The organism is Hyphomicrobium sp. CS1BSMeth3 (assembly GCF_900117415.1).
Classification (GTDB): domain Bacteria; phylum Pseudomonadota; class Alphaproteobacteria; order Rhizobiales; family Hyphomicrobiaceae.
On the sequence record NZ_FPEI01000002.1, the window covers coordinates 202,856 to 227,265 of the forward strand.

Below are 24,410 nucleotides of genomic sequence, written 5' to 3' on the forward strand. Positions count from 1 at the left end.
AGAGCATTCCCATGAGCAGCCCTACGCCGAACTCGACGCGCCGCATGACAGGGGGCCAGGCCCTTGCGGAGATGCTCAAGCTCTCCGGCATCGGGCCGATGTTCGGCATGGGCGGCTTTCAGCTCCTTCCCTTCTACGAGGCCTGCCGCGCGCTCGGCCTCCGGCACGCGCTGATCAACGACGAGCGCGCCGGCGCTTTCGCGGCCGACGCCTACGCGAAGGTCACGAACCGCCCCGGCGTGTGCGATGGCACGCTCGGTCCGGGCGCGACGAACCTCGTCACCGGCCTCATCGAGAGCCTCAATGCCGGCCTGCCCATGATCGTCATCACGGGCGACGCAAACCGCGAGCACGCGACGAAGAACATGACGCAGGAGGCGCGCCAGCTCGAGATCTTGCGCCCGGCCGTAAAAGAGGTCATCCGCGTCGAGGTGATCAAGCGCCTGCCCGAGCACGTGCGCCGCGCTTTTGCGGTGGCGACGAGCGGGCGGCCGGGCCCCGTGCTCATCAACGTGCCGGAGGATGTCGCGCACGCCGAGCATGATTTCGACGCGAGCGACTTCTGGGTGGACGAGACGACGCTGAAGGCCCAGGCGCGGCGCACGCGCCCCGATGGCGCGGAAGTGGAGAAGGCCGCAGCCATGCTCGCGCGCGCCGAGCGGCCGTTGATCCTGGCCGGCGGCGGCGTGCACATCTCGGAAGCCTATGCGGCACTGCAGAGCTTTTCAGAGACGTACGGCATTCCCGTCGCGCACACGATGTCCGGCAAGGGCGCGATCGCGTGCACGCATCCGAACTCCGCTGGTCTCTTCGGCCGCTATGATCGCATTGCCAACGAGCTGATCGCGGCATCGGACTGCCTGCTCGTCGTCGGCTGCAAGCTCGGCGAGATCGCGACCAAACGCTTCGCACTCATCCCGCCGGGCAAGCCGATCATCCATGTGGAGATCAACCCCGAGGAGATCGGCCGCACGACGCGCACGTCGGTGGCGCTCGCGGGTGATGCGCGGCTCACGCTGCTCGATCTCGCCGCCGCGCTCGGCGCGGGGACGACTGTCGCCGCGAGGCGCGCTGCCTACCTCGCCGAGTTGCCGAAGCGCATGGCCGAATGGCGCCGCGGTGCTGCCGACCGTCTCGAATCCAAGGAAGTGCCGATCAACGTCGGCCGCCTCATGCACGAGATCAACGGCATCATTCCTGCAGACGGCATTCTCGTCGCGGACGGCGGCTTTGCCGGTCACTGGGGCGGGCTCATGTTCGACACCAAGGCTGCCGGCCGCCACTTCCTGCCCGACCGCGGCTTTGCCTCGATCGGCTATGGCGTGCCGGGCGGCATCGGCGCGCAGATTGGCGCGGGGCCGAAGCGCCGCGTGATCGCGCTCACGGGCGACGGCGGCTTCAACATGAGCCTGGGCGAACTTGAGACGGCGCGGCGCCTCGGTGCGAGCTTCGTCGCGGTCGTCTTCAACAATGCTGCATCAGGCTATGTGAAAGCGCTGCAGCACGCCGTTTACGGGCCGGGCAACTATCAGTCCTCTGACCTCGTCGAGATGGACTATGCCGCGATCGCGCGCGGCTTCGGCTGCCACGGCATCCGCGTCACCGATCCCGAGAAGCTCTCGGCCGCAATCCGCGAGGGCCTCGAGAACACATCGACACCGACCGTGCTCGACTGCATCGTCACGCGCGATCCTGCGCGCATGCTGCCCGCCGCCGACAACCGCACGCTCAAGGTTCAGAAGGGCGATCGACCCGTGTGATGACGCACCGAACGCCGCCGTCGGCCAGGACAAGCGCGTTCTTCGCGAGCCTGGTCGTCTGCCTCACGGCGAGCTGGCCGCAGGTCGGCGCGGCGCAGAACCCTGGCAGTGGCGTCTGCTTCACAAGTCACGGGGAGCACATCGGAAGGATCGCGGATACTTTCGTCATCCACGCGAAGCCCGCCGGCAGCACCAGCCAGTGGGAGCCGTGGGACCGGCAATTCTGGGCGCGCGCAGAGCGCCTCATCGCGGAAGTGAACCAGAGAGCCAAGACCGCCGGCACCGAGCCGATGATCCAGTACGACCTCTACGCAGCGTCCTCGCGAGCCACACTGCGTCGGAGCGGATCGATCCACGCAACGGGTGTGCTCTGTACGCGCAGCCAGCGGCGTGCCTGCCGGAGCAGGAGCTATTCGGCGCAGTCCTCAGTAACGCCGGAGCGGCTTGCTGAGATCGTCGTCGAGAATACGCTGCGCCAGCGCCCCGATCTTCCGCAGTGCCAGCTCAGGTCCCCTGGCAATCGATCGCCTCTGACGCCAGGCCGCAGATTTCACAACGCGGGATCTTCGTGAGCGCCGGCCTCAGGCCAACCGCCCGGCAGCGTGGGCGAGGAAGAGGTACACGCGCCCGCCATCCGACACGACATAGGACTGCGTAAGACGGCCGCTCGCATCCTGCTGGTCGGCCTCGCGCAGCACGTGCTCGAAGTCCATGAGATAGCGGTCGACCGTGGCCTTGAAGGGTCCCTCGCTGCGATAGCGGCGCTGCACGTCGTCGAAGATCGTGCGCCCTTCGTTGGAGTAGATGCTGCGGACCATGATGCCGCGCTGGCCCGTGCGGAAGCGCGACCAGATCGCCGCTGCCGTCGTCGCATCGAGCGAGCGCGCGATGCCCGGCACGTTGATGCCCGGATCGGGCGGCGCCGACTGCGTGGCGGCGGATGCACGACCGGCTTCCTCCTCCGAAGCGCGAGCCAGAAGATCGCCGAGCTTCCAGCCCTCGCGCCCGGCTCCCGCCGCAGCACGCGCCTGGGCTTCGGCTGCCGCGGCCTGGCGCGAGGCCTGCTGATGACTCTGGCCGACAGCCGCGTGCGCACCGCTCTGAGAGCCCGAGGGAGGCGGCAACTGGGCGGGCGGGGAAATATCCCGGCGCGCACTCTCGCGAATGGTCAGGCTCGAGAGCTGCTGGAGTGCCCGGAGCTGCTCCTGGAGCACGCGCTTCATGCCATCGGTGCTCGTACGCGTCGTGTCGGGCAGGCGCTCGAGCTGGTCGCGCAGGCGCGCCTGCTCGGCCTCGAGCTCGGCAAGCGCAGTGCGGGCACGCACGCGCATTTCCTCCGAGGTCGCGTTAAAGCGGCTCGAGAGCGTCCCGATATGCTCGTTGACCTCGCGCGAGACGTTCGAGAACTTCGCACGAAGCTCATCGAGCGCGCGGTCGGTCTCGCTGCCCGCGGTCGTGCGGAGGCGATCCATCTCGGTGAGTGCAAGGCGCGCCTGCTCCTTGGCGCCGCGCGTGAGCTGCTCGCCGACCTGCTTCGCGCGTGTCTCCGCCTCGGCGAACGAGCCTTCGAGCTGTGTCGAGTAGCCGCGCATGACGCGATCGATGTCGCCCGTCTTGCCGGCAAGCTGCTCGAGCGTATTCGAGAGATCGTCCTGCCGCGCCTGGAGCGTGCGGTCGATGCGCGTGTTGGCGGACTCGAGCGCCTGGGCCGCGGTCATGATGACCTTGCCCTGCGTCTCGAAACGGCCGGTGACGCTGTTGATCTGCGTGAGCAGGCCTTCGGAGACATGCTTCAGCATGTCGGCCTGATTGGCGAGGCCCTCGATGGCCGCCATGGACTGGCGGGTCACAGCCTCGCTCGCCCGGCGCACGGCCTGCACGCCTTCGAGCACCTGGCCGTCGAAAGCCTCGGCCTGGTTGCCGAGCACATTGCCGATCTGCGCGGCGTGGCCTTCCAGCGCTTCGGTGAGGGCGAGCGCTTTGTCGGCAACGGCGCCGTCGATGGCGAGCGTCGAGCGTAGAATGCTCTCGTCGAAGAGCTTGAGGCGGTCGGCAAAGGCGTCGTCGAGCACCTTCGTGCGTTCGATGAGCTGGCGATCGATCGCCTCCTGGCGGCTCGCCATGGTCGCTTCGAGCGCGCCGGCGAACTGCTCGAACACGGCCTGCAGGTTCTCGGTGCGGACAGCAATGCCCTCGTCGATCTTCTGGGCACGCTCGTCGAAGGTGATCGTGAGCCGCTCGGCATGACCGTCGAGTGCGGTCTCGATGCGCTTCGAGCTGTCGGCCATCTCGACCGACATCTTCTCGAAGGATAGGCGCAGGTTCTCGGTGCGCTGCTCGAGCGCCACGGCGAGCGTCGTCGTGAAGTCCTCGAAGACATGCTCGATCTTGGCCGTCTGGCTGCCGAGCTTGTTCGAGACGCTTTCGGCAGTCGACGCGAGCGAGGTCTCGAGCGCGACGAGGTTCTGCCCCGCCCCCTCGATGAAGCCCGCGAGCTTCTGCTGCTGCTGGCCGAGCTTGTCGACGAGCGAGGGGATCTCGGTGCCGATCTCCTTGAGCGCCCGGTTCACACGCTCGCTGGTCTGGAGGAGCGCCGTACGCTCGCCGGAGAGCTCGCCGAGCAGGCCACGGATGCGGTGCTCGTTCTCGCTGTAGGCGCGCTCCAGCGCGGCGACCTCGCTGTGCACAAGCGCCTCGAGCTCGCCGGCGCGGCCGAGCGCGCGCGAGACCGCCTCGTTCATGAACGAGACCTGGCGGCGCACGGCCTGGCCGACCGAGGCGATCTGCTGCTCGGCCATGCGGTCCGGCTCGGCGAGGCGGATCGCCACCTCGGTCATGGCCGAGGACATGAGGCGCAATTCCTGGGCGCGCCAGATGAGGAGCGCAAGGAACCAGAAGAGCGCGATCGGAATGAGGATCGTGGCGGCGAGCGTGATCGCGGTCGGCCGCGAGAGCATCTCCATGAAGGTCGGCGCGCGCGCGAGCTCCGGCGCCAGCATCGCCCAGCCGAGCAGGAGGCCGAGCACGGCCCACACGCCGCTGGCGATCGCCGCGACCGTCATCGGCCGCTGCGAGGGCTTCTGCTGAAGGGCGTAGATCAGGCCGCCGATCGACGGCACATCGTCATTGGCTGCGATCGTCGTGCGCGAGGGGCCAGCCGCGCGCCGGCGCCCATTGCGTGCCGAGCTTCCGTTTCCAGAGCTGCGTGCGCTTTCGCCTGCAGGCTCGGCCGGCGTTGCTGGCGGGGCCTTCGGCGGCGCATCGGTCTTAGGTGCAGGATCAAGTTTGGCCGCAGCCGCGCCCAAGGGCGGTGGTCCACCGCTCGCCACGACCTTGGGGCCTGGCTTAGCAGCAGACGTCGGCGGTGCGGCTGGCGACGCACTGTTCGGCGCTGCCCCCGAGATGATGCGGGGAGGCGCGGGCGGACTGGCGGCTGCCGCGGCGGATGACTTATCGGCCTGGGATGGCGCGGGAATGGCCGGCGGCGGCGCAGCAGGCGCGGCCGCTGACTTCGGCAGCGGCGGCGGTGCGACCCGGGCCCCCGTCGGACCCGAGGTTCCAGTCATTTCGACGCGCAGTGGGGGCGGCTGGTCGGCAGCAGGAGACGTCTCGTCCTTCTTAGGACCCTGACTCATCAGCATGTCACGCTGCAGCCACAGTTGCCTGTAAGCCGCAGCCCCCCTTCAAAGCGATATTTACCCAAACTTTTTAGCTTATTGCCGGCCTAACGCCCAGCTCGAATCAAATCTCTTCCACGCGATTCGACCAGAAATTTGCGGCCGGTCCCGCGCCAAGTACCCCGCCGGGTTCCCCGATTCGATTGGCGCTGACCCCGAATGAGCGTCGCAGTTCAATGGGGCTGCTTTGCGGCGCAGCAGGCGGCTCTTCATCGGTAGACGGCATTTGGCGAGCATTTGCGGCCCGCCGGTTACCGTAGTTTAGGGCCTTTCATCCATATTTCCTTCATATCCGGGTGCTCCGGCACCGGCGCTCCGCGCCGAGGCCGCCCCGGAAGGCCAGTGCCGGCAGGGTCGCCGGCGACTGCAGGAGGTGGCAATGGCGACGCAGACGCAAGAGAGGCTCGCGCGGGGACGTTCCGGCCTGCGGCGCTCGCGCGACGTGGAGCGCCGCCAGGACACGCCGATCGACTGGGCGCACCTTTCGCGCTTCACGCTCAACGACAGGGCGCTTGAGCAGGAAGTCCTCGGGCTATTCGCAGACGAGGCGCCGCGCTACCTGGCGCGGATGCAGGCCGCAGCCGACCGCAAGGACTGGATCGAGGCCGCTCATACCCTGAAGGGCTCGGCCCGGGCCGTCGGAGCGTGGGCCATCGCGGAATGTGCGCAGGCCGCCGAAGCCCTCCAGCTCAGTGCCCAGCGCCAGCTTGCCGGCGGCAACGCCGCCAGCGGCGACGTCCGTGCGGCGCACGGCGCCCGCCAGGCACTGGAGCGGCTCAGCGAAGCCGTCCATCGGACCCTGACGTACATCGAAGAGGTGCGCTCGACTGGTGGCGCGGCCGCGCAGCCGTCCGCATAAGGCCACGGCGTTGCCGTCACTTCACCGCGATTGTTGTTTTCAGTTGTGTAGAAAACTTTCACGCAGCTCTTGATTGCGCGCTTTGTGGCATGCAATCACGAATTGCATGGGCCTTTGTAGTCGCGTGCCCTCTGTGCCGGTCGGCCGCAACGCATCTGCCTTTCGATGCGTTCCGCCATGTACCAAGGAGGCGAACATCGCTACGCTCATGAATGTGTTCAGTCATGCCACGGGAGCGCTCAGGCTTCATGTCCGTCGAGCATCGAGCTTTGCGACGCTCAAGGCCGATCTCAAGGCTGGCGCTCAGAGAGCTGCGCCGATGGTTTTCGACAAGGTCGCTCGCAGACTGGCCCAGCGATACTGGCGTTGGCGGCGGGCCCTGACGCTCGGCGTGCGTGGCATCGTGATCGACGATGACGGACGGATCCTGCTTGTACGCCACACGTATGTCGAGGGCTGGGCTCTGCCGGGAGGCGGCGTCGAGTTCGGCGAAACGCTCGAGGAAGCCCTCGCCCGAGAGCTCGACGAGGAAGGCGGCGTCACGATCGACGGCACGCCCGAGCTGGTCGGCATCTACGACAATCGCGCGCTCTTTCCGGGAGATCACGTCGCGATCTATGTTATCCGCCAGTGGCACCGCAACCGCGTGCCGAAGCCGAACCTCGAAATTGCGGAGACCGGGTTCTTTCATCCCGATCATCTGCCGGAGAACGTCGCCCCGGCTGCTCGCCGGCGCATCGAAGAGATGCTCGGCCGGCGGAGCCCGCAAGCCGCGTGGTAGACGGCCGCACTTGCATATCTCGATAGGATGCAGCGGGCGCGTCCGCGCGCGCCCGAAGCCTTCAGCGCCCGGAGCTGGGTCCGATCAGCGCTTGCCGCCGCGGAACTGCGGGCGACGCGGAGCGGAAGACGGCGCTGGCGCCCGCGTGTCCTTGTGACGGAAATTGATGCGCCCCTTGGTGAGATCATAAGGCGTCATTTCGACCGTGACGCGATCCCCCGCGAGAATGCGGATGCGGTTCTTCTTCATTCGTCCCGAGGTGTAGGCGATCACCTCATGCCCGTTTTCGAGCTGTACGCGGCAGCGCGCATCCGGCAGCACTTCGGCAACCACGCCCTCGAACTCGAGCACCTCTTCCTTCGCCATTCGGTATTCCTTCCATCCGGCCTCACCCCAGCGGGAGATACTCCCGCAGCGGCACGGCTCCAAGCGCCATTTCCGAGGCCCAAGCAAAAAGGGGCGGGCCGAGCCCGCCCCCAAACCCCTCGAGGGGGTATTCTTCAGTCGACTCGCAGGTTGACGGCAGACGACTTACCGTTGCGGCCGCGCTCGATCTCGTAGGAAATCTTCTGGCCTTCGCGAAGATTGCTGAGACCCGCACGCTCGACGGCTGAGATGTGCACGAACACGTCGTTCCCACCCTCGTCGGGCTGGATGAAACCATAGCCCTTCTGAGAGTTGAACCATTTGACGGTGCCGGTAGCCATTCGTAGTTCTCCAAGGATGACTTGAGCCGCGAGCGGAATTGCCGCGGCCATCAAAGCACGCATTGGAGTGTTAACCGATCTCAGCGCGGGAAAACGCTGCCGTGTAGAAAGCACCAAAGCGAGTTCGACGCGCTGTATATGCGCTTTTTCTGCCAATTAGGCAAGATGCCGCGTTAGTGAGCAGCGCAAAAGCAGGTGATTAGACAACTCGCGCGCCGACGCCCTACCGTCGACCCGTTATTGCCTTCCCGCAGCAACTCTGTCTTAGACCTCAATAAAAGAGGCTCGACACGCTTTCTTCACGGGCCGTCCTACCGATCGCCTCAGCCAGCAGCGGCGCAAGCGACAGCACCCGCATATTGGACGCCGCCTTCACCGCTTCGGTCGGCTGGATCGTATCGGTGATCACCAACGACCTGATCCGTGAATTGGTGATCTTCGATACCGCACCGCCGGACAAAACGCCATGCGTCAGATAGGCCACAACCTCGAGTGCGCCGGCTTCGAGAAGTGCATTGGCGGCATTGATGAGCGTGCCGCCCGAATCGACGATGTCATCGACGAGCAGGCAACACTTGCCCCGCACATCACCGATGACGTTCATGACCTCGGACTCGCCGGGCCGCTCGCGCCGCTTGTCGCAGATCGCGATCGGCACGTTGATCCGCTTCGCCAAGGCGCGCGCGCGCACCACGCCGCCGACGTCCGGCGACACGACCATCAGCTTCGAGACGTCGTGACGCTCGAGGATGTCGCGCGTCATGACCGGCGCGGCGAACAGGTTGTCCGTCGGAATGTCGAAGAAGCCCTGGATCTGTCCGGCGTGGAGATCGACCGTCATGACGCGGTCGACACCCGCGCGCTCGATCAGGTTGGCGACGAGCTTCGCCGAGATCGGCGTGCGCGGGCCGGGCCTGCGATCCTGCCGCGCATAGCCGAAATAGGGCATTACCGCCGTGATCCGCCGTGCCATCGAGCGCTTCAGCGCATCGACCAGGATCAACAGCTCCATGAGATTGTCGTTCGCGGGAAACGACGTCGATTGGATGACGTAGACGTCCTCGCCGCGCATGTTCTCCTGAATCTCGACGAACACCTCCATGTCCGCGAAGCGCCTCACGACGCCACGGGCGAGCGGTACCTTGAGAATGGAAGCGATCGATTCAGCGAGAGGGTGGTTCGAATTGCCGGCAACGAGCTTGATCCGCGGCGGTTCATGACCGCCGGCGTTCTGGCGCGCGTCGAGGGGCATGGCCCGATGCTCCTTGCTGGCTGCTGCAACGGGCTTCTAAAGCAACGGACTTGAAATTCGCCTCACCTCGAGGCGGGGAAGGGAGCGAATTTCAAGTCCAAAGTTGCTTTAGAGCCATCAAGTCTAAAGCGTCTTCGGACCTCAAATGCGACTTCGAGCCGGACCTCGAACCGCAAGTCGCATTCGAGGTTCGACGCTTTAGCAGCCGCCCCCGGCCATGTAAACGCCGCCACACAGCTCGATGACAGATTTGTTGCTGATAGATTACAAGCAGTTCCCGCGCCCGACGCGCATCGCGTCAGCACCGCAACTTCGCGCTGTAATCTGACTGTGCGCGATCAGCGCAAGCGCCGGGGACGATAAACCTGCTGCGCCTCGTCCCACTCGAGCACGCCGAGATCCTTCTCCGGGACGCGCACCTCGGCCGTCCGACGGCTGAGCTCATCCTCCGCGCGCGCCATCTGCTCGGAAACCTGCTGCGCGATCCGCCCGAGTGCCCTGTAGGCCGCATAGAGCCCTGCGCCGACGACCATCAATCCTACGAGTTGCGGCATAGTCCAGCCCTCCTGGCCGGAAGTTTAGCACACTTAGAGGCCGAAACGTGACCACAAGGCCCGGGTTTCGAGCGCGGAAATCACTTCGGCGGGAAGTGCGGAGCTCCACGTCGCGGCAACGGCGTCCGAGGGCCCGCCCATGCCGAACCCCGGCATACGGCGGAAGCGGGCGAGCAGGCCGCCGCCACCCATGGGGATCACCCGCAGGCGGACCTTGTCGCCGTGAACTTCGCGCATGCGGGTCCTGACGTCGGCAATGCCATCGATGAGGCCAAATTCGAGCGCCTTCGAGCCGGTCCAGAAGGCGCCGGAGAAAAGCTCGTCCTCAGTCCCCGAGAGGCGGATGCCGCGCCGTTCTTTCACGAGACCGATGAAGGTTTCGTGGATGTCCTTCTGGAGTGCGCGGAGGCGCGCGATGTCCTCAGACTTCTCGGGCTGGAAGGGGTCCAGGATCGCCTTCGACGTGCCCGCCGTGTAGACGCGCCGGTCGATGCCGAGCTTTTCGATGGCCTTGTCGAAGCCGAAACCCGCCGAGACGACACCGATCGAGCCGACGATCGATGAAGGATCGGCATAGATTTCATCGCCGGCAATGGCGAGGAAGTAGCCGCCCGAGGCCGCGACGTCCTCACAGAAGACGTAGACGCGCTTGCCGTGCTCGCCGGCGAGCTGGCGGATGCGCTTGTAGATGAGATGCGACTGCACTGGGCTGCCGCCGGGCGAGTTGATCAGCACGGCCACGCTCGGCAGCTTCGAGGCTTTGAAGGCCTTCTCGATGGCACCGGCAGTGCTCGCCAGCGACAGGCCGGGCCGCAATGGCGTCACCATGCCGATCGGGCCGGTAAAGCGCAGAACCGGCACCACGGGGGCGCGCGAAAAGAGGGAAAACACCAGGAGAACCTCGAACGTCGGTCGGGTCCGGCCATTGCCGGACCATCACCCTAGATATGGTCCTGCGACAAGGACTTACAAGCTCCGCGCGATCGGGACACTAGGTGCTGCCCATATCAACACGGGGTTAATCGCCGCGCCGCTTGAGCTTCTCCAGAGCTGCAAACGGATTTTCGCGCGTTGGCGTCTGCTCCTCCTTCCAATCGAAAGCGGCACCATCACTGCGCGGAAAAGGATCGACCGTGCTCGCCAGCTCCTCGTAGACGACGCGGCCGACATCGAGGCGACCATCCTCGATGGGCTCGGGATCATCGGCGAGCGAATCGATGTCCGCGCCCGGGCCATCACCGAGCAACTCCGGCGGCCAGTACGCCACATCGAGACGCACGCGATAGATCCGCTCGATCGGATCGAGCGTCACGACGCACGTCTGCTTTGCCGTCATCTCGGCATCGCCATGCAGCTCGAAGCGGCCCGACTCGAAAGGTTTGATCGTGTAGCGGGCGACGAGCCGCGTGCAGGCATCAATGCCGAGCGCCTCCGCGAGCGCCGCGCGCATGTCAGGCGTCGCCTCGCGCGTCACGTCGAGCCCGGCTTCAGGGATCGCGCGTGTCTCGTGCGTCCAGTCGAGGACCGTGTCCATCGTCATGATCCTTCCTGCGCCGCGCTCGGAAAACTTACCTTGCCGTCAGCAAGGCCCGCGCCATCTTGCACTTCGAGCGACGCGACCGCCCGACGCACATAATCCGCAAGGGCGCGTGCGCCGGGCACCTCGGCCGGATCACTACGCCAGACCTCGGCCGCTAGCGCTGCGGCGAGCGCATCGCCATCGAGCGCCTCGGAGCTTCCAGCGATGGCAGCACGATAGGCATTGCCGCGCTCGAGCACTGCCGCTGTCGCCTTTTTCACGTGGCGCGGCACGCCCATGTCGCCAATGCCGAGCCGGCGGCAGGCATCATCCATGTCGGCGACGAAAGCCTCGAGCATCGCGCGTCCCGTCGGCTGACCGTCCGCCCCCTCGAGCTCGAGCCGCGAGAGCACCAGCGCCACGTGCAGCACGATCATCTCGAAGCGGCCGTGCACGGTGTCCGGCACGCCGTACTGCCTGTAGAAGGGCTCGGAGCGCGCTTGTGCCACAATTGCCTCGTAGAGGCTGAGACCGGCACGATGCTGCGGCGCCCGCCGGGTCAGGGACGAAAAGAACGATCTTGCGCGTGACGGGGCGGAAGACATCTAGCTCAGGGTGCTCCGAAGCGGTGCAGGGCCGGGCCTGCGAGGGGGTTTGAACACACCTGGGACGGATTGACCAGTCCTGCCTCTGTGGTCTCCAGGGGGCGACAATCCGGTCGGGGATTGGGTGGCGCCACGGCATTGCCAGTGTAGGATGGGGACGCTAAAGCAACGGACTTGAAATTCGCCTGGCCTGGAGGCTGGGCGTGGAGCGAATTTCAAGTCCAAAGTTGCTTTAGAATCTAAAGCGTCTTTGGATCTCAAATGCGACTACGAGCCCGATCCGAAGCATGGGGTCGCATTTAAGGTCCGACGCTTTAGGCGGGTGTCAAGGGCGGCGCGAGGACGATTCGGCAGCTCGGCCAGCAATGCCCGGCAGGTGGGGAAGTAGCTCGGGGGAGCAATTGGTAATGACGGGCACGCGAGTTTCACGCCACGCGATCCGACGCACGAGCGTACGCCTCCCCGTAATCGGCGCGCTGTTTGCCGCGATTGCGATATCGACCGGCGCCTGCTCGCCGACCACCATGCGGCACGGCCATCAGTTCCAGGAAAGCGACCTTCAGCAGGTCCAGCCCGGCATGACCCAGGATGCGGTGCGCCTGGCCCTCGGCACGCCCGACACGACCTCCACGATCTCGGGCGGCATGGCCTACTACTACATTTCCAGCACCACCCAGCAGATGGCCTTCATGAAGCCGACCGAGACCGATCGGAAGGTGCTCGCGGTCTACTTCAATCCCACCGGCTCGGTCGATCGCGTGGCGCAGTACGGTCGCAAGGACGGCAAGATCTTCGACTACGTGAAGCGCGAGACGCCGAGCCATGCGCGTGACCAGGGTCTCGTCGGCCAGATCCTGCGCGGCCTCGGCCCGGTCAACCCGCTCGGCAACTACTGAGCGGTTGGCCAGCTTCAAAGCACGCGAAGCAGCCCGAGCCCGGCGAGCATGAGCACGTTGAGCAGGCTCGAGAGATTGACGTCGCCAGGCGCCTTGACGCGGATGACGCGCACCTGAGGCACGCCGCTCCCTGATGCATCGCTCCCAGAGCGCGGCTCGCGTGCCGTCGCCCAGCGCCAGAGCCAGCCGCCGAGCGGCCGCGCCCGGAGCCCCATTTCCAACGGTGCGCGCCGCCAGCCGTACTTGAAGGCGAACACCACGAAAACGATCACCAGGATCTGCAGCAGCGTCGAGACCCAGCCGCCGACAAGCAGCCAGGCAATGGACCAGATCCAGCCGGCGATCGCGGCCAGCAGCCAGACGATCCAGCTCACGATTTCCATGAGTTGGCTTTCCCCGCTTCCTCGGCCCCGCTGCGGTGGCCTTGATCACCCGGCCGAATGCTTAATGACGCGCGGCCCGGAATGCGTATAGTGCGCCCTGACCGATAACCCATGACTTAGCGAAATCCGTGGCCATGCCTCAGTCGACTTTGAAAAGGTCGTCCGCCAAAGCCGCGACCGCGCCGGCAGGCGCGCTCGACCCGCGCCATGCGTTCCAGGACCTTATCCTGACGCTCCAGCAGTTCTGGGGCGCGCAAGGCTGCGTCGTCCTCCAGCCCTATGACATGGAAGTGGGCGCCGGCACGTTCCATCCCGCAACGACCCTGCGTGCGCTCGGGCCGAAGCCGTGGAACGCGGCCTACGTGCAGCCCTCGCGGCGCCCGAAGGACGGGCGCTATGGCGAGAACCCGAACCGGATGCAGCACTACTACCAGTTCCAGGTGATCATGAAGCCGTCACCGCCGGACATCCTGGACCTGTACCTCAAGAGCCTCGACGCCATCGGCATCGACACGTCCGTCAACGACATCCGCTTTGTCGAGGACGACTGGGAGAGTCCAACGCTCGGCGCGTGGGGCCTCGGCTGGGAGGTGTGGTGCAATGGCATGGAGGTGACGCAGTTCACCTACTTCCAGCAGGTCGGCGGCTTCGACTGCAATCCCGTGTCGGGCGAGATCACCTACGGTCTCGAGCGCCTCGCCATGTACGTGCAGGGCGTCGATCGCGTGTACGATCTCAACTTCAACGGCCGCGAGGACGCGCGCAAGCTCACGTACGGCGACATCTTCCTGCAGTCCGAGCAGGAGTATTCGCGCTTCAACTTCGAGTATGCGGATACCGAGCTGCTGCTGCGTCACTTCAAGGATGCCGAGGGCGAGTGCCAGTCCCTGCTCGAAAAGGGTTGGGTCGATGGCCCGAGCGGCCGGCGCCATCTCATGGCGCTCCCGGCCTACGACCAGTGCATCAAGGCCTCGCACATCTTCAATCTGCTCGATGCGCGCGGCGTGATCTCGGTGACCGAGCGCCAGAGCTATATCCTGCGCGTGCGCGAGCTGGCCAAGGCGTGCTGCGCCGCGTGGCTGCAGACAGTGGGAGGCGGCGCATGAGAACGATCAAGGCGCGACAGGCCGCCCGCAAGGAGGCCAAGGCCAAGCAGCCGCGGAATACCGCCGCGAAGAATGCACCGCTCTGGATGCGCGTGTTCTCGACGGTGAGCATGCTCGGCATCTTGAGCCTTGCGGTGATGGGCGCCTGGTTCGGCTTCTACGCGGGCGGTCTGGGCGCCGGTTTTGCCGGACTGATCGGCGGCGGCGCGCTCGGCTGGTTCGTCAGCTATGTCATCGGCAACATGCTGAAGGAAATGCTGCCGCTGATCCGCGTGCTCCTGGTGCTCGCCATCATCGGCGCGACCATTTATGTGCTGCATCTTCTCGGCGTGCAGCTCGGCATCAATCCGAAGTAATGCGGCCCTAAGCCATGTCAGAATTGCTGCTTGAGCTATTCTCCGAAGAGATCCCCGCGCGTATGCAGACGCGTGCAGCCGAGGATCTGAAGCGCCTCGTGCTCGAAGGCCTCAAGGCGACGGGCCTTGCCACCGGCAATGCCATGAGCTTCTCGACGCCGCGGCGCCTGACGCTGGTCGTGGAAGGCGTGGCCGCGCGCTCGCCCGCCATCTCGGAGGAGCGCAAAGGTCCGCGCGTCGGCGCGCCCGAGGCGGCGCTTGCGGGCTTTCTCAAGTCGGCGGGCATTGCCTCGATCGGCGAGGCGACCGTCGTCAGTGATCCCAAGAAGGGCGACTACTACATCGCCAAAATCGAGAAGCCGGGCCGCGCGGCAGCCGAGATCATCGCCGAGGTCGTGCCGGCCGTGCTCGACAAGTTCCCCTGGCCGAAGTCCCAGCGCTGGGGCAGCCGCCCCGAGACATGGGTGCGGCCGCTGCACGGCATTCTCTGCCTTCTCGGCGGCAAGGTCGTGCCCTTTGCCTGGGCCGGTGTCGAAGCCTCGAACATGACGCGGGGGCATCGCTTCCACGGCAATGAGCCCTTCGCCGTCACGAGCTTCGAGGACTACGGCACGAAGCTCAGGGAAGCGAAGGTTCTGCTGCCCGCGCCCGAGCGCGCGGAGATGATCCGCGAGCAGGCCGAGGCGCTCGCCAAAAAGCACAAGCTCGAGCTGGTCGCGGACGATGCGCTCCTCGCCGAGAACGCCGGCCTGACCGAATGGCCGACCGTGCTCATGGGCCACTTCGACGAAGCCTTCCTCGAAGTGCCGGCCGAGTGCCTCATCACGTCCATGAAGGCGCATCAGAAGTGCTTTTCGCTGCGCGATCCGAAGACGGGCAAGCTGGCGAACCGCTTTCTCGCGGTCTCGAACCTCATTGCGACGGACGGCGGCAAGCAGATCGTCGAAGGCAACGAGAAGGTCATTCGCGCGCGGCTGAGCGACGCCCGCTTCTTCTGGGAGCAGGACCTGAAGCGCCCGCTCGACGAGATGGCGACGGCGCTCGAAGGCATCACCTTCCACGAGAAGCTCGGCAGCCAGAAGGATCGCGTCGAGCGCATTGCCGAGCTGGCCTTCCAGATTGCCGGCGCCGTCGATGCCGTGCCCGAGGACGCGCGGCGCGGCGCTCAGCTCTGCAAGGCCGATCTCGTCTCGGGGATGGTCGGCGAGTTCCCCGAGTTGCAGGGCCTCATGGGACGGTACTACGCGGAGAAGGCGGGCACGAAGCCCGAGATCGCGCGCGCCATCGAGCTTCACTACAAGCCCAAAGGCCCATCCGACGCGGTGCCGCTCGCCTCGGAGGGCGATGCGACAGCGATCGCGGTGGCGCTTGCTGACAAGCTCGACACGCTCGTCGGCTTCTGGGCCATCGGCGAGAAGCCGACAGGATCGGGTGATCCCTACCAGCTCCGCCGCGCCGCCCTCGGCGTGATCCGCATCGTGCTGGAGAATGATTTGCGGTTGCCGCTGAGCAAGGTAATTGGCTCAATGGAACGCGCGCTTGGGCGTAGGAATATTGAGCAACTATTGGCCCGCGCGAATGATCCAGTAGCAAGAGCTGAGGACGAAGCGGAGCTCAAGAGGATCAAGGCTGCGGCTAAGCGCGGCGAATCAATCGAAGTGAATCCCAAGATGCCTGGGCTACTGGATGGGATCACTAGCGACCTCCTCTCCTTCTTCGCCGATCGCCTGAAGGTGCACCTGCGCGAAAAAGGCGCGCGACATGATCTGATCGACGCCGTGTTCGCACTCGGCGGGCAGGACGACCTTGCGCTCATCGTGAAGCGCGTCGAGGCGCTCGACCAGTTCCTCAAGACCGACGACGGCGCGAACCTGCTCATCGGCGTGAAGCGCGCGTCCAACATCCTCTCGATCGAGGAGAAGAAGGACAAAGCGAGCTACACTGGCGACTACGACCTCAAGCTGCTCAAGGAGAAAGCCGAAGTCGCGCTCGCCGCCGCCATCGAGGAAGTCAAGCAGGACACCGTCGCCGCGATCAACGTCGAGAATTTCACCGGCGCCATGAACGCGCTCGCCGAGTTGCGCAAACCTGTCGATGACTTCTTCGATCAGGTGACCGTCAACGCCGACGATCCCGCGCTGCGCAAGAACCGCCTCCATCTGCTCTCGCAGATCCGCGCGGCCACGCTCGGCGTCGCCGACTTCTCCAAGATCGCGGGATAGCTAGCCGTGGGGTTGTCGATGCGCTCTCCGCACTCGCGCCGGAAATCCCCCTCCCCCTTGTGGGGAGGGGTTAGGGGTGGGGGGAATCCCTACCGCCGGCGTTCTGCAATCCCCCCCTCCTAACCTCCCCCACAAGGGGGGAGGGACCGCGTTGGCGAACCGGAAGTCGTTCCCGAAAAAGCAAAGCTTCCAGCCCAAATCGAGCCCATCCATATGCTCGCGATCATCACGCTCGTCGCTCCGGTTTTCGGGCTCATCGCCATCGGCTGGGGCGCCGCGCGCATCCGGTACGTGCCCGAAGCCGCCGGCCCGCTGCTGAGCGAGTTCGCCTACAAGATCCTCATCCCGGCGCTGCTCTTTCGCGCCATGGCGACCATGGCGCCGCCCGCACAGTCTCCTTGGCTGCTCGCGGGCACGTATGCGACGGCCGTCCTCCTCGTCTGGCTCACGGCCACGCTCGCGACACTCATCCTGCTCCGCCGTCCCGCTGCCGATGCGCCAGCCATTGCCTTCGCGACCACGTTCGGCAATGGGCTCATGCTCGGCATTCCGCTCATCCTTTCGGCCTTCGGGCCGGAAGCCGCAACGCCCGTCGCGATCCTCGTTACGTGCGACTCGATCCTGCTCTGGATGCTCGGCACGCTGCACATGGAGCTGGCGCTGCGCGGTTTCGGCGGCGGATCGCTCATGCAGGTCGCACGCACGGTGCTCCATCTCGTGCGCAATCCGATCATCGCCGCCGTCATCATCGGCACGCTCTGGCGATGGAGCGGCCTCGCGCTGCCGGGCGTCGTCGACAAGCTCATCACGCTGCTGGCGGGCGCCGCAATCCCCGTCTCGCTCACGGCCCTCGGCATGACGCTCGCGCGCTATGAGATCAAAGGCCAGACGCCGACGCTCCTGCTCATCACCGTGCTGAAGCTCGTCGCCTTTCCGGCCGTCGTTCTATGGCTCGGGATGTTCGTCGTGGGGCTGACGCCAGTCTGGGCAGGCGCGCTCGCGGTATTCTCCAGCATGCCCGTCGGCGCGAACGCCTTCGTGTTCGCGGCACGCTACGAGCGCGCGGTCGGCTCGGTCTCGGCGGCCGTCGCCGTGACGACCGTCATCGCCGTGCTCACGGTCACGGCCATGCTGGTGATCCTGCAAGGGTTGGGTCTGCCGGTGCGGGTCTAGAATTCGCGCCTTCGGCGCGAGTGGGGCCTTGGCCCTCGCTCGCGCAGCGACTTACGCAGCGAGCGCGCGCGGCCGGCTGGCGACACGCATGGGCACGAGCTCGGCACTCTGCACGACCGGCAGCGTCATCACGGCAGCCAGCTCGCGACGCAGGTTCTCGAGGGTGAAGTCGAGCGAGTCGAGCTCGCGGCGGATGGCCTGCTGATCGCGCGCGACCGCCATGGCGCGTTCGGCGCCGACACTAACGAGGCGCGAGACGGCCTGCCACTGTTCAGTGGCCGTCAGGCGCCTTGCGGCCGGCATCACGGGCTTGCGCTCGCCCACTTCGTCCAACTGACGGGGCGCCGCCGCAGGAAGGGGCTTCACGCCAGCGATCTCAGAATTCTGCCGGGCAGTCTTGATCAGGCGCTGGCGCCGGATGTCGTCGAGCGGCACCACCGGCGCTGCGAGGAAGGCTAGCACCAGCCCCCACGCCACGAGGTCCGTGAGCGGCACGCCGAGGTGCGTCGCGGTCATCCCGAGGACAAGGCCAGTTTCAAGCATCCGCTGAACTCCAGTCGTGGAGCTAATTTGCAGCTATTTTTGCATGTCTTATTCGAGGATTACTTACGTTTTTTAATACATGATTAAAACGTATGACGATCGGATGGCGACCACGACGCCTAGCCGCTAATTCATTGAAATATCGTGATTTTACGCAACTCCAAAAGCAACGAGGGCCCGCCCGGATTTTGCCAGGCAAGCCCTCGTGAGACTATTAATTCCGTTAACACCCTAAAGGTGTATCAGCCCTTCTTGGGCGGCACGCGACCATCGCGCGTGTAGGGGTACATGTGCGTGATGTCGGCGCCCGGCCAATCCTTCTCGAACTTCTTCCAAACGTCCAACACGGCGGTCGCGACCTCGTCGGAGATTCCGCTCTTCCGCGCATTCTCGAGGTAGAGGCTGACGTCCTTCGCCTGCAGCGCTGCCGTGAACCCGGCATCGTAGGCCTCGTTGATGATGCGGCGGGGGGACTTGTCGTCCGTCGCCGTATTGCGGCCCGTCGAGACGTTCACCACCTCGAGGATCTTGGCCATGGGGATGCCCTGCTTGACGCCGAAGGCAATGGCCTCGCAGCTCGCGGATTGCGCCGCCGCCGAGAGGAAGTTGTTGAGCAGCTTCACGGCCTGCCCCTGCCCCGCCCTTGGGCCGATATGGAAGGGCTTGCCCATGTGCGCCATGAGCGGCTTGAAGCGCTCGTAGTGCTCTTCCGGGCAGGCCAGCATGACCGAGAGCGTCGCCTTGTCTGCGCCTGCAATGCCGCCCGAAACCGGCGCGTCGATGTACGTGACGCCCACGGCAGCGAGGATGGCCGCGGCTTCCTCGGCAGCACCGATGCCGATGGTCGAAGTATCGATCACCGTCTTGGCTTTGCGGTTCGGCGCAGCAGCAATTTCCTTGGCGACGAGGACGCTGATCTTCCCGTCGGGCAGCGAGAGGATGATGGTCTCGGCGCTCGCGGCAACTTCGGCGTTCGACTTGGCGATCTTGCTGCCTTCGGGCGCGCGCGCGGTGCTGCCGGCATCGGCGACGACGAGTGAGTACCCGGCCTTGGCCAGGTGCTTCGCCATGCGATGCCCGATGCTGCCGACGCCGATCCAGCCAATTGTTTCGCCCATGATGAGCACTCCTCCTGAGAATTATCCAATGGCGGCATAGCGAACTGCGGGCGTATCGGCAACGGCTGGCGCGAGATATGATAGGGAGGCATAAGCAAAACGCGGATCTTTCGGTCCTCCGAGGCCGGATGAAAACGCATGGATACGGAGAGGGAGCCGCCATGGCCTACACACTCGCGATTGCCGGCCTCGGCGCCATCGGGCTCAAGGTGGCGCGCGCCGTCGATGCGGGGGCCGTGCCGGGCATCACGCTCTCGGCCGTCAGCGCGAAGGACGTGGCGCGGGGCCGGGCGCGCGTCGCCGAGCTCAAATCGCCGCCGGCGGTGGTGCCGCTCGCTGAGCTCGCCGAGCGTGCCGACATCATCATCGAGTGCGTGCCGGCCGCGCATTTCCGCGAGGTGGCGGAGGCGGCGATCGCGCGCGGGCGCTGGTTCCTGCCGCTGTCGGTCGGCGCGCTGATCGCCAACATGGACCTCGTCGAGAAGGCCAAGGCGACCGGCGCGCGTATCGTCGTGCCGACGGGCGCGCTGCTCGGCCTCGACACGGTGCGCGCGATGGCCGTCGGCAAAGTCCACGAGGTGCGCCTCGAGACGCGGAAGCCGCCGAACGGCCTCGCGGGCGCCCCCCATCTCGTCGAGAACAATATCAACGTCGACAACCTGACGGCACCGCTCTGCGTCTTCCGCGGCAGCGCGCGTGCGGCGGCAAAGGCCTTCCCCGCCAACGTCAACGTTGCGGCAGCGCTCGGGCTCGCGGGCGTCGGCCCGGACGAGACGCAGGTCGAAGTTTGGGCGGACCCGGGTGTCGATCGCAATACGCACACGGTGACGATCAGCTCGGATTCAGGCAGTGCGACCATGACAATCGCGAACATCCCCTCGCCGGAGAACCCGCGGACCGGCCTCACGGTCGCCAACAGCGTGATCGCGACGCTGCAGCGCTTCACGGCGCCGCTGACGGTCGGGACTTAACCCTCAGTCCATCTGCTTGGGAAGCGCGTCCATCAGGAGCTGGCCGACCACGACCAGCTCCGGGCTCGTGCGGCGGTAGGTCTGCCCGACATTGAAGAAGTCCGCGCGATCGGCATCGGAAGGACGCGGGCGCTTGGACGAGACTGCCGGCAGGCTCGCGAGCACTTCGGGCACCGCAGCGTCAATGCGCCGTCGCAGCTCATCAAATACCGACATCACGGGCGCGCTCGTAAGACACGGGCGCAGGACCGTCGCCAGATGGGCCATGAGCCCTGGCCAGTGCGCGAGCATCCGATAGAGCCCCGGCACGAACGGTTTGCCGCCCATCTCCGAAGCAAGCAGCATGGTCACGTCGCGCGCGGCCGGATCGAGGCGCGCGAGGTCCACCATCTCGGGCGGTGCCGGCAGTGGCACAGGGGCGGTCCATGAGGCCCGCTTCGCAGCAATGCCAGTCGGCTCTGCGCCTTCGAGAAGCTGCTTCACGAGCCCCGCGAAGACCATGTTGACGGGTGCCACGCGAACAAAGCCCTCGGCCGCATTGCGCACATCCGCGAGCGCCGCGCCGTCCACGCCCCATACGCGCAATGCTGCCGCCGGGATCGGATCGAGCGGCGGTACGGCAAGCCCCGCCGCGCAGCGCCACGCCGCCTCCTGCCCGCTGCCATTGCGGAAGGCTGGCGCCACCGCATCCCAGGACCACTCGAGAAAGCCCGGCTTGGCTGCCAGATAGCGATGGATCGCGGACACATAGGGCACGCCCCACAGCGTCCTCAGCTCGGCAAAGATCGTCGCGATCTCGCCGGTGGCTTCACCTTCGCTGATCTCGCCGGCCATAGGCGCCTCCCGCTCGAGCCGAGATGCGAGCTACGCCGCGCCCAGAGCTAAGCCCCAGGCACCGACAATGGGCAATCTCGTCTAGAATTCCGGGCCTGATGCTAGGCCTTCCGGCCGATGCCGACAATGGTGAAGCCGTGGCGGCTCACCTCCTCCGGCCGGTAGACATTGCGCAGATCGACCAGCAGAGGCGTCGCCACAGCCGACTTCAAACGCGCGAAGTCCAGCGCGCGGAACTGGTCCCATTCGGTCACGAGCGCAATGGCGGACGCCTCTTTCGCGGCCTCATAGGGATTCCGGCAATAGACCACGTCCGGCATGAGCTGCTTCGCCTGCTCCATGCCCTCGGGATCGTAGGCCTGAATCACCGCACCAGCATCCTGCAGGGCCTGCACGATCGAGAGTGAGGGCGACTCGCGCATGTCGTCGGTGTTCGGCTTGAACGTGAGGCCGAGGATGGCGATCGTCTTGCCGCGCACATCGCCGCCCATGGCCGAGATGATCTTGCGCGCCATGGCCCGCTTGCGCGTGTCGTTGACGGCGACCGTGGTCTCGATCAGGCGCAGTGGCGCGTCGTTGTCCTGCGCCGTCTTGACCAGCGCCACCGTGTCCTTCGGAAAGCACGAGCCGCCATAGCCGGGGCCCGCGTGCAGGAACTTGCCGCCGATGCGGTTGTCCGCACCGATGCCGCGCGCCACCTCCTGCACGTTCGCGCCGACCTTCTCGCAGAGGTCCGCAATCTCGTTGATGAAGGTGATTTTCATCGCCAGGAAGGCGTTGCCCGCATACTTGATGAGCTCGGCCGTGCGGCGCGTGGTGAACATCATCGGCGAAGCATTGATGAAGAGCGGCCGGTAGATCTCGTTCATGACCTGGCGCGCACGGTCGTCATCCGTGCCGACGACGATCCGGTCCGGTCGCTTGAAGTCGGAGATCGCCGCACCCTCGCGGAGGAACTCGGGGTTCGAGGCAACGGCGACATCGGCATTGGCGTTGGTCTCGCGGATGATGCGCTCGACTTCATCGCCCGTGCCGACCGGCACCGTCGATTTCGTCACGACCACGGTGAAGCCTTGTACCGCACGCGCGATCTCGCGCGCGGCCTCGTGCACATACGAGAGGTCCGCGTGGCCGTCGCCGCGCCGCGAGGGCGTGCCGACCGCAATGAAGGCGGCGTCCGCTTCGGCGACCGGCCCCTCGAGCTCGGTTGTGAAGGCGAGCTGGCCGCTCTTCGCGTTCTTGGCAACGAGCTCTGCGAGACCCGGCTCGTAGATCGGGATGCGGCCTGCCTGCAGCGCCTCGATCTTGCGCGCGTCCTTGTCGACGCAAGTGACGTTGTGGCCAAAGTCGGCAAAGCAGGCGCCGGACACCAAACCCACGTAGCCGGAACCAACCATCACGATGTTCATGAACCCCACCCGTCATCAATAGGCGCACCGCGCCGGCGACCGCCACGCGCTACGGCCCGAACATGTCAGCGTTGTGTCACAATCTGGCCGCAGCATCAGCACCCGCAGCCCCCATGGTCAAGCCTCGAAGACGGGCCGATCCGTTCGGTAGTGCTCACGCATCAGCGGGCGGTAATATTTCATGAGCGCCTCGTGCGGCCGCAGGTCCGGCTGGCGATCGAGCGGGATCATCGGCCGGTAGGTCGTCCCCGCGATCTCCTCCGAGAATGACGTCCTGACTTCCGCCCGGAGCGCCTCGTCGCACAGGCATTCGAGAATGCTGCCGGATAGTGCCTTCGCGGCGGCGATTATCCCTTTGTGCGCGATGGAGGTGGTGAGCATGGCGCCGCCACTCCAGTGATGGAAATGGATGTTCGGCACGCTTCCCGGGAACCACAGCCTGCCCATCGGCACTTTCCAGGATATATCACCGCAGTCGTTGGACGACATTTCGGGCTGGTCCGGGCCGCGCATTGGCGAGATCTCCGTGCGCAGGCCATCGACGCGCACGCCGGCAGACTGCTGCAGACGACGCGCGAACGAGACTTCCTCATCGGTCCAGACGGGCATTCCGATGTCGCGCATATTGCGGTCGAGAAGGGCCGCGAGCACACGATTGCAGCGCGTGGGCCAGACGGCGCTCTTCACGTCGACCGAGAGCGTCGTCCGCGTCATCTTCGCGGCGCCCTCGGCGATCTCGGTCGCACGCTCGAAGAGATCGCGCGTGTCGTCGGCCGAGAGGCCGCGGAAGTACCACCACGCGGCGGCCTTCTCGGTGATGACATTGGGCTGTGTGCCGCCGTGCGTGATCACGCGATGAGCGCGCATTTCCGGACGGATGTGCTCGCGGTGCTGCGCCATGCCGTTGTCCATCAGGATGACGGCGTCGAGCGCATCGCGGCCGAGCCACGGCGTGAGCCCGGCGTGGGTCGTCTCGCCGTGGAAGGTGAACTCGGCTGATATGAGCGAGATCTGCGTCTGGCCGACTTCGGTGTAGAAGGCATCGCGGATGTGATTGTGGAAGGCGATCTCGACATCGTCGAAATAGCCATCCCGCACGAAATAGGGGCGGGTGAGGACGAGCTCCTCGCCTGGCGCGCCGAACAGCTTCAGCGTGCCGGCGATCCCGAACTTTTCCATGGCGGATTTTGCTGCCAACGCGGAGGCGAGCATGACCGTCGAATTGGCCTGGTGGCCTTCGGCATGACCTGGCGCGCCCGGAACGATCGGATCGTGCGTCGCGCTCCCTGATTTCTGGGAGCCGCCGGGCGTTCCATCGTATTCGGCATGAAGCGCGATAACGGGACCGCCGCCCTTGTTGCTCCAGGTCGCAACGAACGCGGTCGGGAAGCCGGATATGCCGGTCTCGACCTCGAAGCCGGCCTCCTTCAGAAGCGCGACGAGGAAAGCGGCGGACTCGTACTCTTCCATCGACGGCTCGCCGAAGGAGAAAAGGCAGTCGTTGGTTTGGAGGATCGCTGGCGTGTTGCGATCGATCCAGGCCGTGGCTTGGGACTTTGCGTCTCTGATTGTGCTGAGCACCGCCGGCATGACAGCTCCTTCGATCGCCTTTGATGGCAAACACCGCTCACAAGGACATAAACGTCCACGACGCATCCGCAAGCGACAGCACCGAATTGGCGCGG

At 65.8% G+C, this 24,410-nt stretch carries 24 protein-coding genes; 10 read left to right on the forward strand and 14 right to left on the reverse strand.

The window, feature by feature from the left end; translation table 11 throughout:
- The first annotated feature begins 11 nt into the window (after positions 1-11).
- Both CS1BSM3_RS00935 and CS1BSM3_RS00940 read left to right on the forward strand, forming a co-directional pair.
- Positions 12-1,760: a thiamine pyrophosphate-binding protein gene (locus tag CS1BSM3_RS00935; RefSeq protein ID WP_072385089.1), complete on the forward strand. Its 1,749-nt coding sequence runs from the start codon at positions 12-14 to the stop codon at positions 1,758-1,760.
- Positions 1,760-2,332 carry a hypothetical protein gene (locus CS1BSM3_RS00940; protein WP_072385090.1) on the forward strand — a complete coding sequence of 191 codons (573 nt, stop codon included), beginning with the start codon at positions 1,760-1,762 and terminating at the stop codon, positions 2,330-2,332. The genes CS1BSM3_RS00935 and CS1BSM3_RS00940 overlap by 1 nt, the downstream gene beginning before the upstream one ends.
- A gap of 9 nt (positions 2,333-2,341) precedes the next feature.
- Here CS1BSM3_RS00940 and CS1BSM3_RS00945 read toward each other — a convergent pair whose 3' ends face one another.
- A complete protein-coding gene (locus CS1BSM3_RS00945; RefSeq protein WP_143149030.1) occupies positions 2,342-5,401 on the reverse strand; it encodes a coiled-coil domain-containing protein in 3,060 nt (1,019 codons plus the stop codon).
- 415 nt (positions 5,402-5,816) lie between these two features.
- Between CS1BSM3_RS00945 and CS1BSM3_RS00950 the strand changes: the two genes are divergently transcribed.
- Entirely contained in the window at positions 5,817-6,296 is a 480-nt protein-coding gene (locus tag CS1BSM3_RS00950; RefSeq protein WP_072385092.1) for an Hpt domain-containing protein, read from the forward strand.
- A gap of 208 nt (positions 6,297-6,504) precedes the next feature.
- On the forward strand, positions 6,505-7,077 hold the full coding sequence (locus CS1BSM3_RS00955; protein ID WP_244540394.1) for an NUDIX domain-containing protein: 573 nt from the start codon (positions 6,505-6,507) through the stop codon (positions 7,075-7,077).
- An 84-nt stretch (positions 7,078-7,161) separates the two neighbouring features.
- Here the strand turns inward: CS1BSM3_RS00955 and infA are convergent, their stop codons facing one another.
- From infA to CS1BSM3_RS00990, 7 genes are all read right to left on the reverse strand, one after another.
- Positions 7,162-7,443, reverse strand: a complete 282-nt coding sequence (gene infA, locus CS1BSM3_RS00960) for a translation initiation factor IF-1 (RefSeq protein ID WP_072385093.1) — start codon at positions 7,441-7,443, stop codon at positions 7,162-7,164.
- 134 nt (positions 7,444-7,577) lie between these two features.
- Positions 7,578-7,784 carry a cold-shock protein gene (locus tag CS1BSM3_RS00965; protein WP_072385094.1) on the reverse strand — a complete coding sequence of 69 codons (207 nt, stop codon included), beginning with the start codon at positions 7,782-7,784 and terminating at the stop codon, positions 7,578-7,580.
- Between the two features lie 271 nt (positions 7,785-8,055).
- Positions 8,056-9,036: a ribose-phosphate pyrophosphokinase gene (locus tag CS1BSM3_RS00970; RefSeq protein WP_072385095.1), complete on the reverse strand. Its 981-nt coding sequence runs from the start codon at positions 9,034-9,036 to the stop codon at positions 8,056-8,058.
- Positions 9,037-9,374: 338 nt separating this feature from the next.
- Positions 9,375-9,590, reverse strand: a complete 216-nt coding sequence (locus CS1BSM3_RS00975) for a hypothetical protein (RefSeq protein ID WP_072385096.1) — start codon at positions 9,588-9,590, stop codon at positions 9,375-9,377.
- A 33-nt stretch (positions 9,591-9,623) separates the two neighbouring features.
- Complete coding sequence (locus tag CS1BSM3_RS00980; RefSeq protein WP_244540395.1) at positions 9,624-10,481, reverse strand: S49 family peptidase; 858 nt, start codon at positions 10,479-10,481, stop codon at positions 9,624-9,626.
- A 127-nt stretch (positions 10,482-10,608) separates the two neighbouring features.
- Positions 10,609-11,130 carry a YceD family protein gene (locus tag CS1BSM3_RS00985; protein WP_083528124.1) on the reverse strand — a complete coding sequence of 174 codons (522 nt, stop codon included), beginning with the start codon at positions 11,128-11,130 and terminating at the stop codon, positions 10,609-10,611.
- On the reverse strand, positions 11,127-11,618 hold the full coding sequence (locus CS1BSM3_RS00990; protein WP_174263591.1) for a ubiquinol-cytochrome C chaperone family protein: 492 nt from the start codon (positions 11,616-11,618) through the stop codon (positions 11,127-11,129). The genes CS1BSM3_RS00985 and CS1BSM3_RS00990 overlap by 4 nt, the downstream gene beginning before the upstream one ends.
- 503 nt (positions 11,619-12,121) lie before the next feature.
- On the opposite strand from CS1BSM3_RS00990, the gene bamE reads away from it, so the two are divergent.
- Complete coding sequence (gene bamE / locus CS1BSM3_RS00995; RefSeq protein WP_072385098.1) at positions 12,122-12,610, forward strand: outer membrane protein assembly factor BamE; 489 nt, start codon at positions 12,122-12,124, stop codon at positions 12,608-12,610.
- Positions 12,611-12,624: 14 nt separating this feature from the next.
- Here bamE and CS1BSM3_RS01000 read toward each other — a convergent pair whose 3' ends face one another.
- The gene (locus tag CS1BSM3_RS01000) at positions 12,625-12,993 is read right to left on the reverse strand and encodes a hypothetical protein (protein ID WP_072385099.1); all 369 of its coding nucleotides are present in this window, start codon (positions 12,991-12,993) and stop codon (positions 12,625-12,627) included.
- 134 nt (positions 12,994-13,127) lie between these two features.
- On the opposite strand from CS1BSM3_RS01000, the gene CS1BSM3_RS01005 reads away from it, so the two are divergent.
- From CS1BSM3_RS01005 to CS1BSM3_RS01020, 4 genes are all read left to right on the forward strand, one after another.
- Positions 13,128-14,099: a glycine--tRNA ligase subunit alpha gene (locus CS1BSM3_RS01005; protein ID WP_083528126.1), complete on the forward strand. Its 972-nt coding sequence runs from the start codon at positions 13,128-13,130 to the stop codon at positions 14,097-14,099.
- Positions 14,096-14,455, forward strand: coding sequence for a hypothetical protein (locus CS1BSM3_RS01010; protein WP_072385100.1), 360 nt, complete (start codon positions 14,096-14,098; stop codon positions 14,453-14,455). Before CS1BSM3_RS01005 ends, CS1BSM3_RS01010 begins: the two co-directional genes overlap by 4 nt.
- 14 nt (positions 14,456-14,469) lie before the next feature.
- Entirely contained in the window at positions 14,470-16,677 is a 2,208-nt protein-coding gene (gene glyS / locus CS1BSM3_RS01015; RefSeq protein ID WP_072385101.1) for a glycine--tRNA ligase subunit beta, read from the forward strand.
- A gap of 213 nt (positions 16,678-16,890) precedes the next feature.
- Entirely contained in the window at positions 16,891-17,850 is a 960-nt protein-coding gene (locus CS1BSM3_RS01020) for an AEC family transporter (RefSeq protein WP_072385102.1), read from the forward strand.
- A 51-nt stretch (positions 17,851-17,901) separates the two neighbouring features.
- Here CS1BSM3_RS01020 and CS1BSM3_RS01025 read toward each other — a convergent pair whose 3' ends face one another.
- Both CS1BSM3_RS01025 and CS1BSM3_RS01030 read right to left on the reverse strand, forming a co-directional pair.
- Positions 17,902-18,393, reverse strand: a complete 492-nt coding sequence (locus tag CS1BSM3_RS01025; RefSeq protein WP_072385103.1) for a hypothetical protein — start codon at positions 18,391-18,393, stop codon at positions 17,902-17,904.
- Positions 18,394-18,635: 242 nt separating this feature from the next.
- Positions 18,636-19,511 (reverse strand): NAD(P)-dependent oxidoreductase, encoded by an 876-nt coding sequence (locus CS1BSM3_RS01030; RefSeq protein WP_072385104.1) that lies wholly within the window; start codon positions 19,509-19,511, stop codon positions 18,636-18,638.
- Positions 19,512-19,672: 161 nt separating this feature from the next.
- On the opposite strand from CS1BSM3_RS01030, the gene CS1BSM3_RS01035 reads away from it, so the two are divergent.
- Positions 19,673-20,482: an aspartate dehydrogenase gene (locus tag CS1BSM3_RS01035; protein WP_072385105.1), complete on the forward strand. Its 810-nt coding sequence runs from the start codon at positions 19,673-19,675 to the stop codon at positions 20,480-20,482.
- A 3-nt stretch (positions 20,483-20,485) separates the two neighbouring features.
- Here the strand turns inward: CS1BSM3_RS01035 and CS1BSM3_RS01040 are convergent, their stop codons facing one another.
- From CS1BSM3_RS01040 to CS1BSM3_RS01050, 3 genes are all read right to left on the reverse strand, one after another.
- Positions 20,486-21,316, reverse strand: a complete 831-nt coding sequence (locus CS1BSM3_RS01040; RefSeq protein WP_072385106.1) for a hypothetical protein — start codon at positions 21,314-21,316, stop codon at positions 20,486-20,488.
- 101 nt (positions 21,317-21,417) lie between these two features.
- Entirely contained in the window at positions 21,418-22,725 is a 1,308-nt protein-coding gene (locus CS1BSM3_RS01045; RefSeq protein WP_072385107.1) for a UDP-glucose dehydrogenase family protein, read from the reverse strand.
- 117 nt (positions 22,726-22,842) lie between these two features.
- Complete coding sequence (locus CS1BSM3_RS01050) at positions 22,843-24,315, reverse strand: amidohydrolase (protein ID WP_072385108.1); 1,473 nt, start codon at positions 24,313-24,315, stop codon at positions 22,843-22,845.
- Between the last annotated feature and the right edge of the window lie 95 nt (positions 24,316-24,410).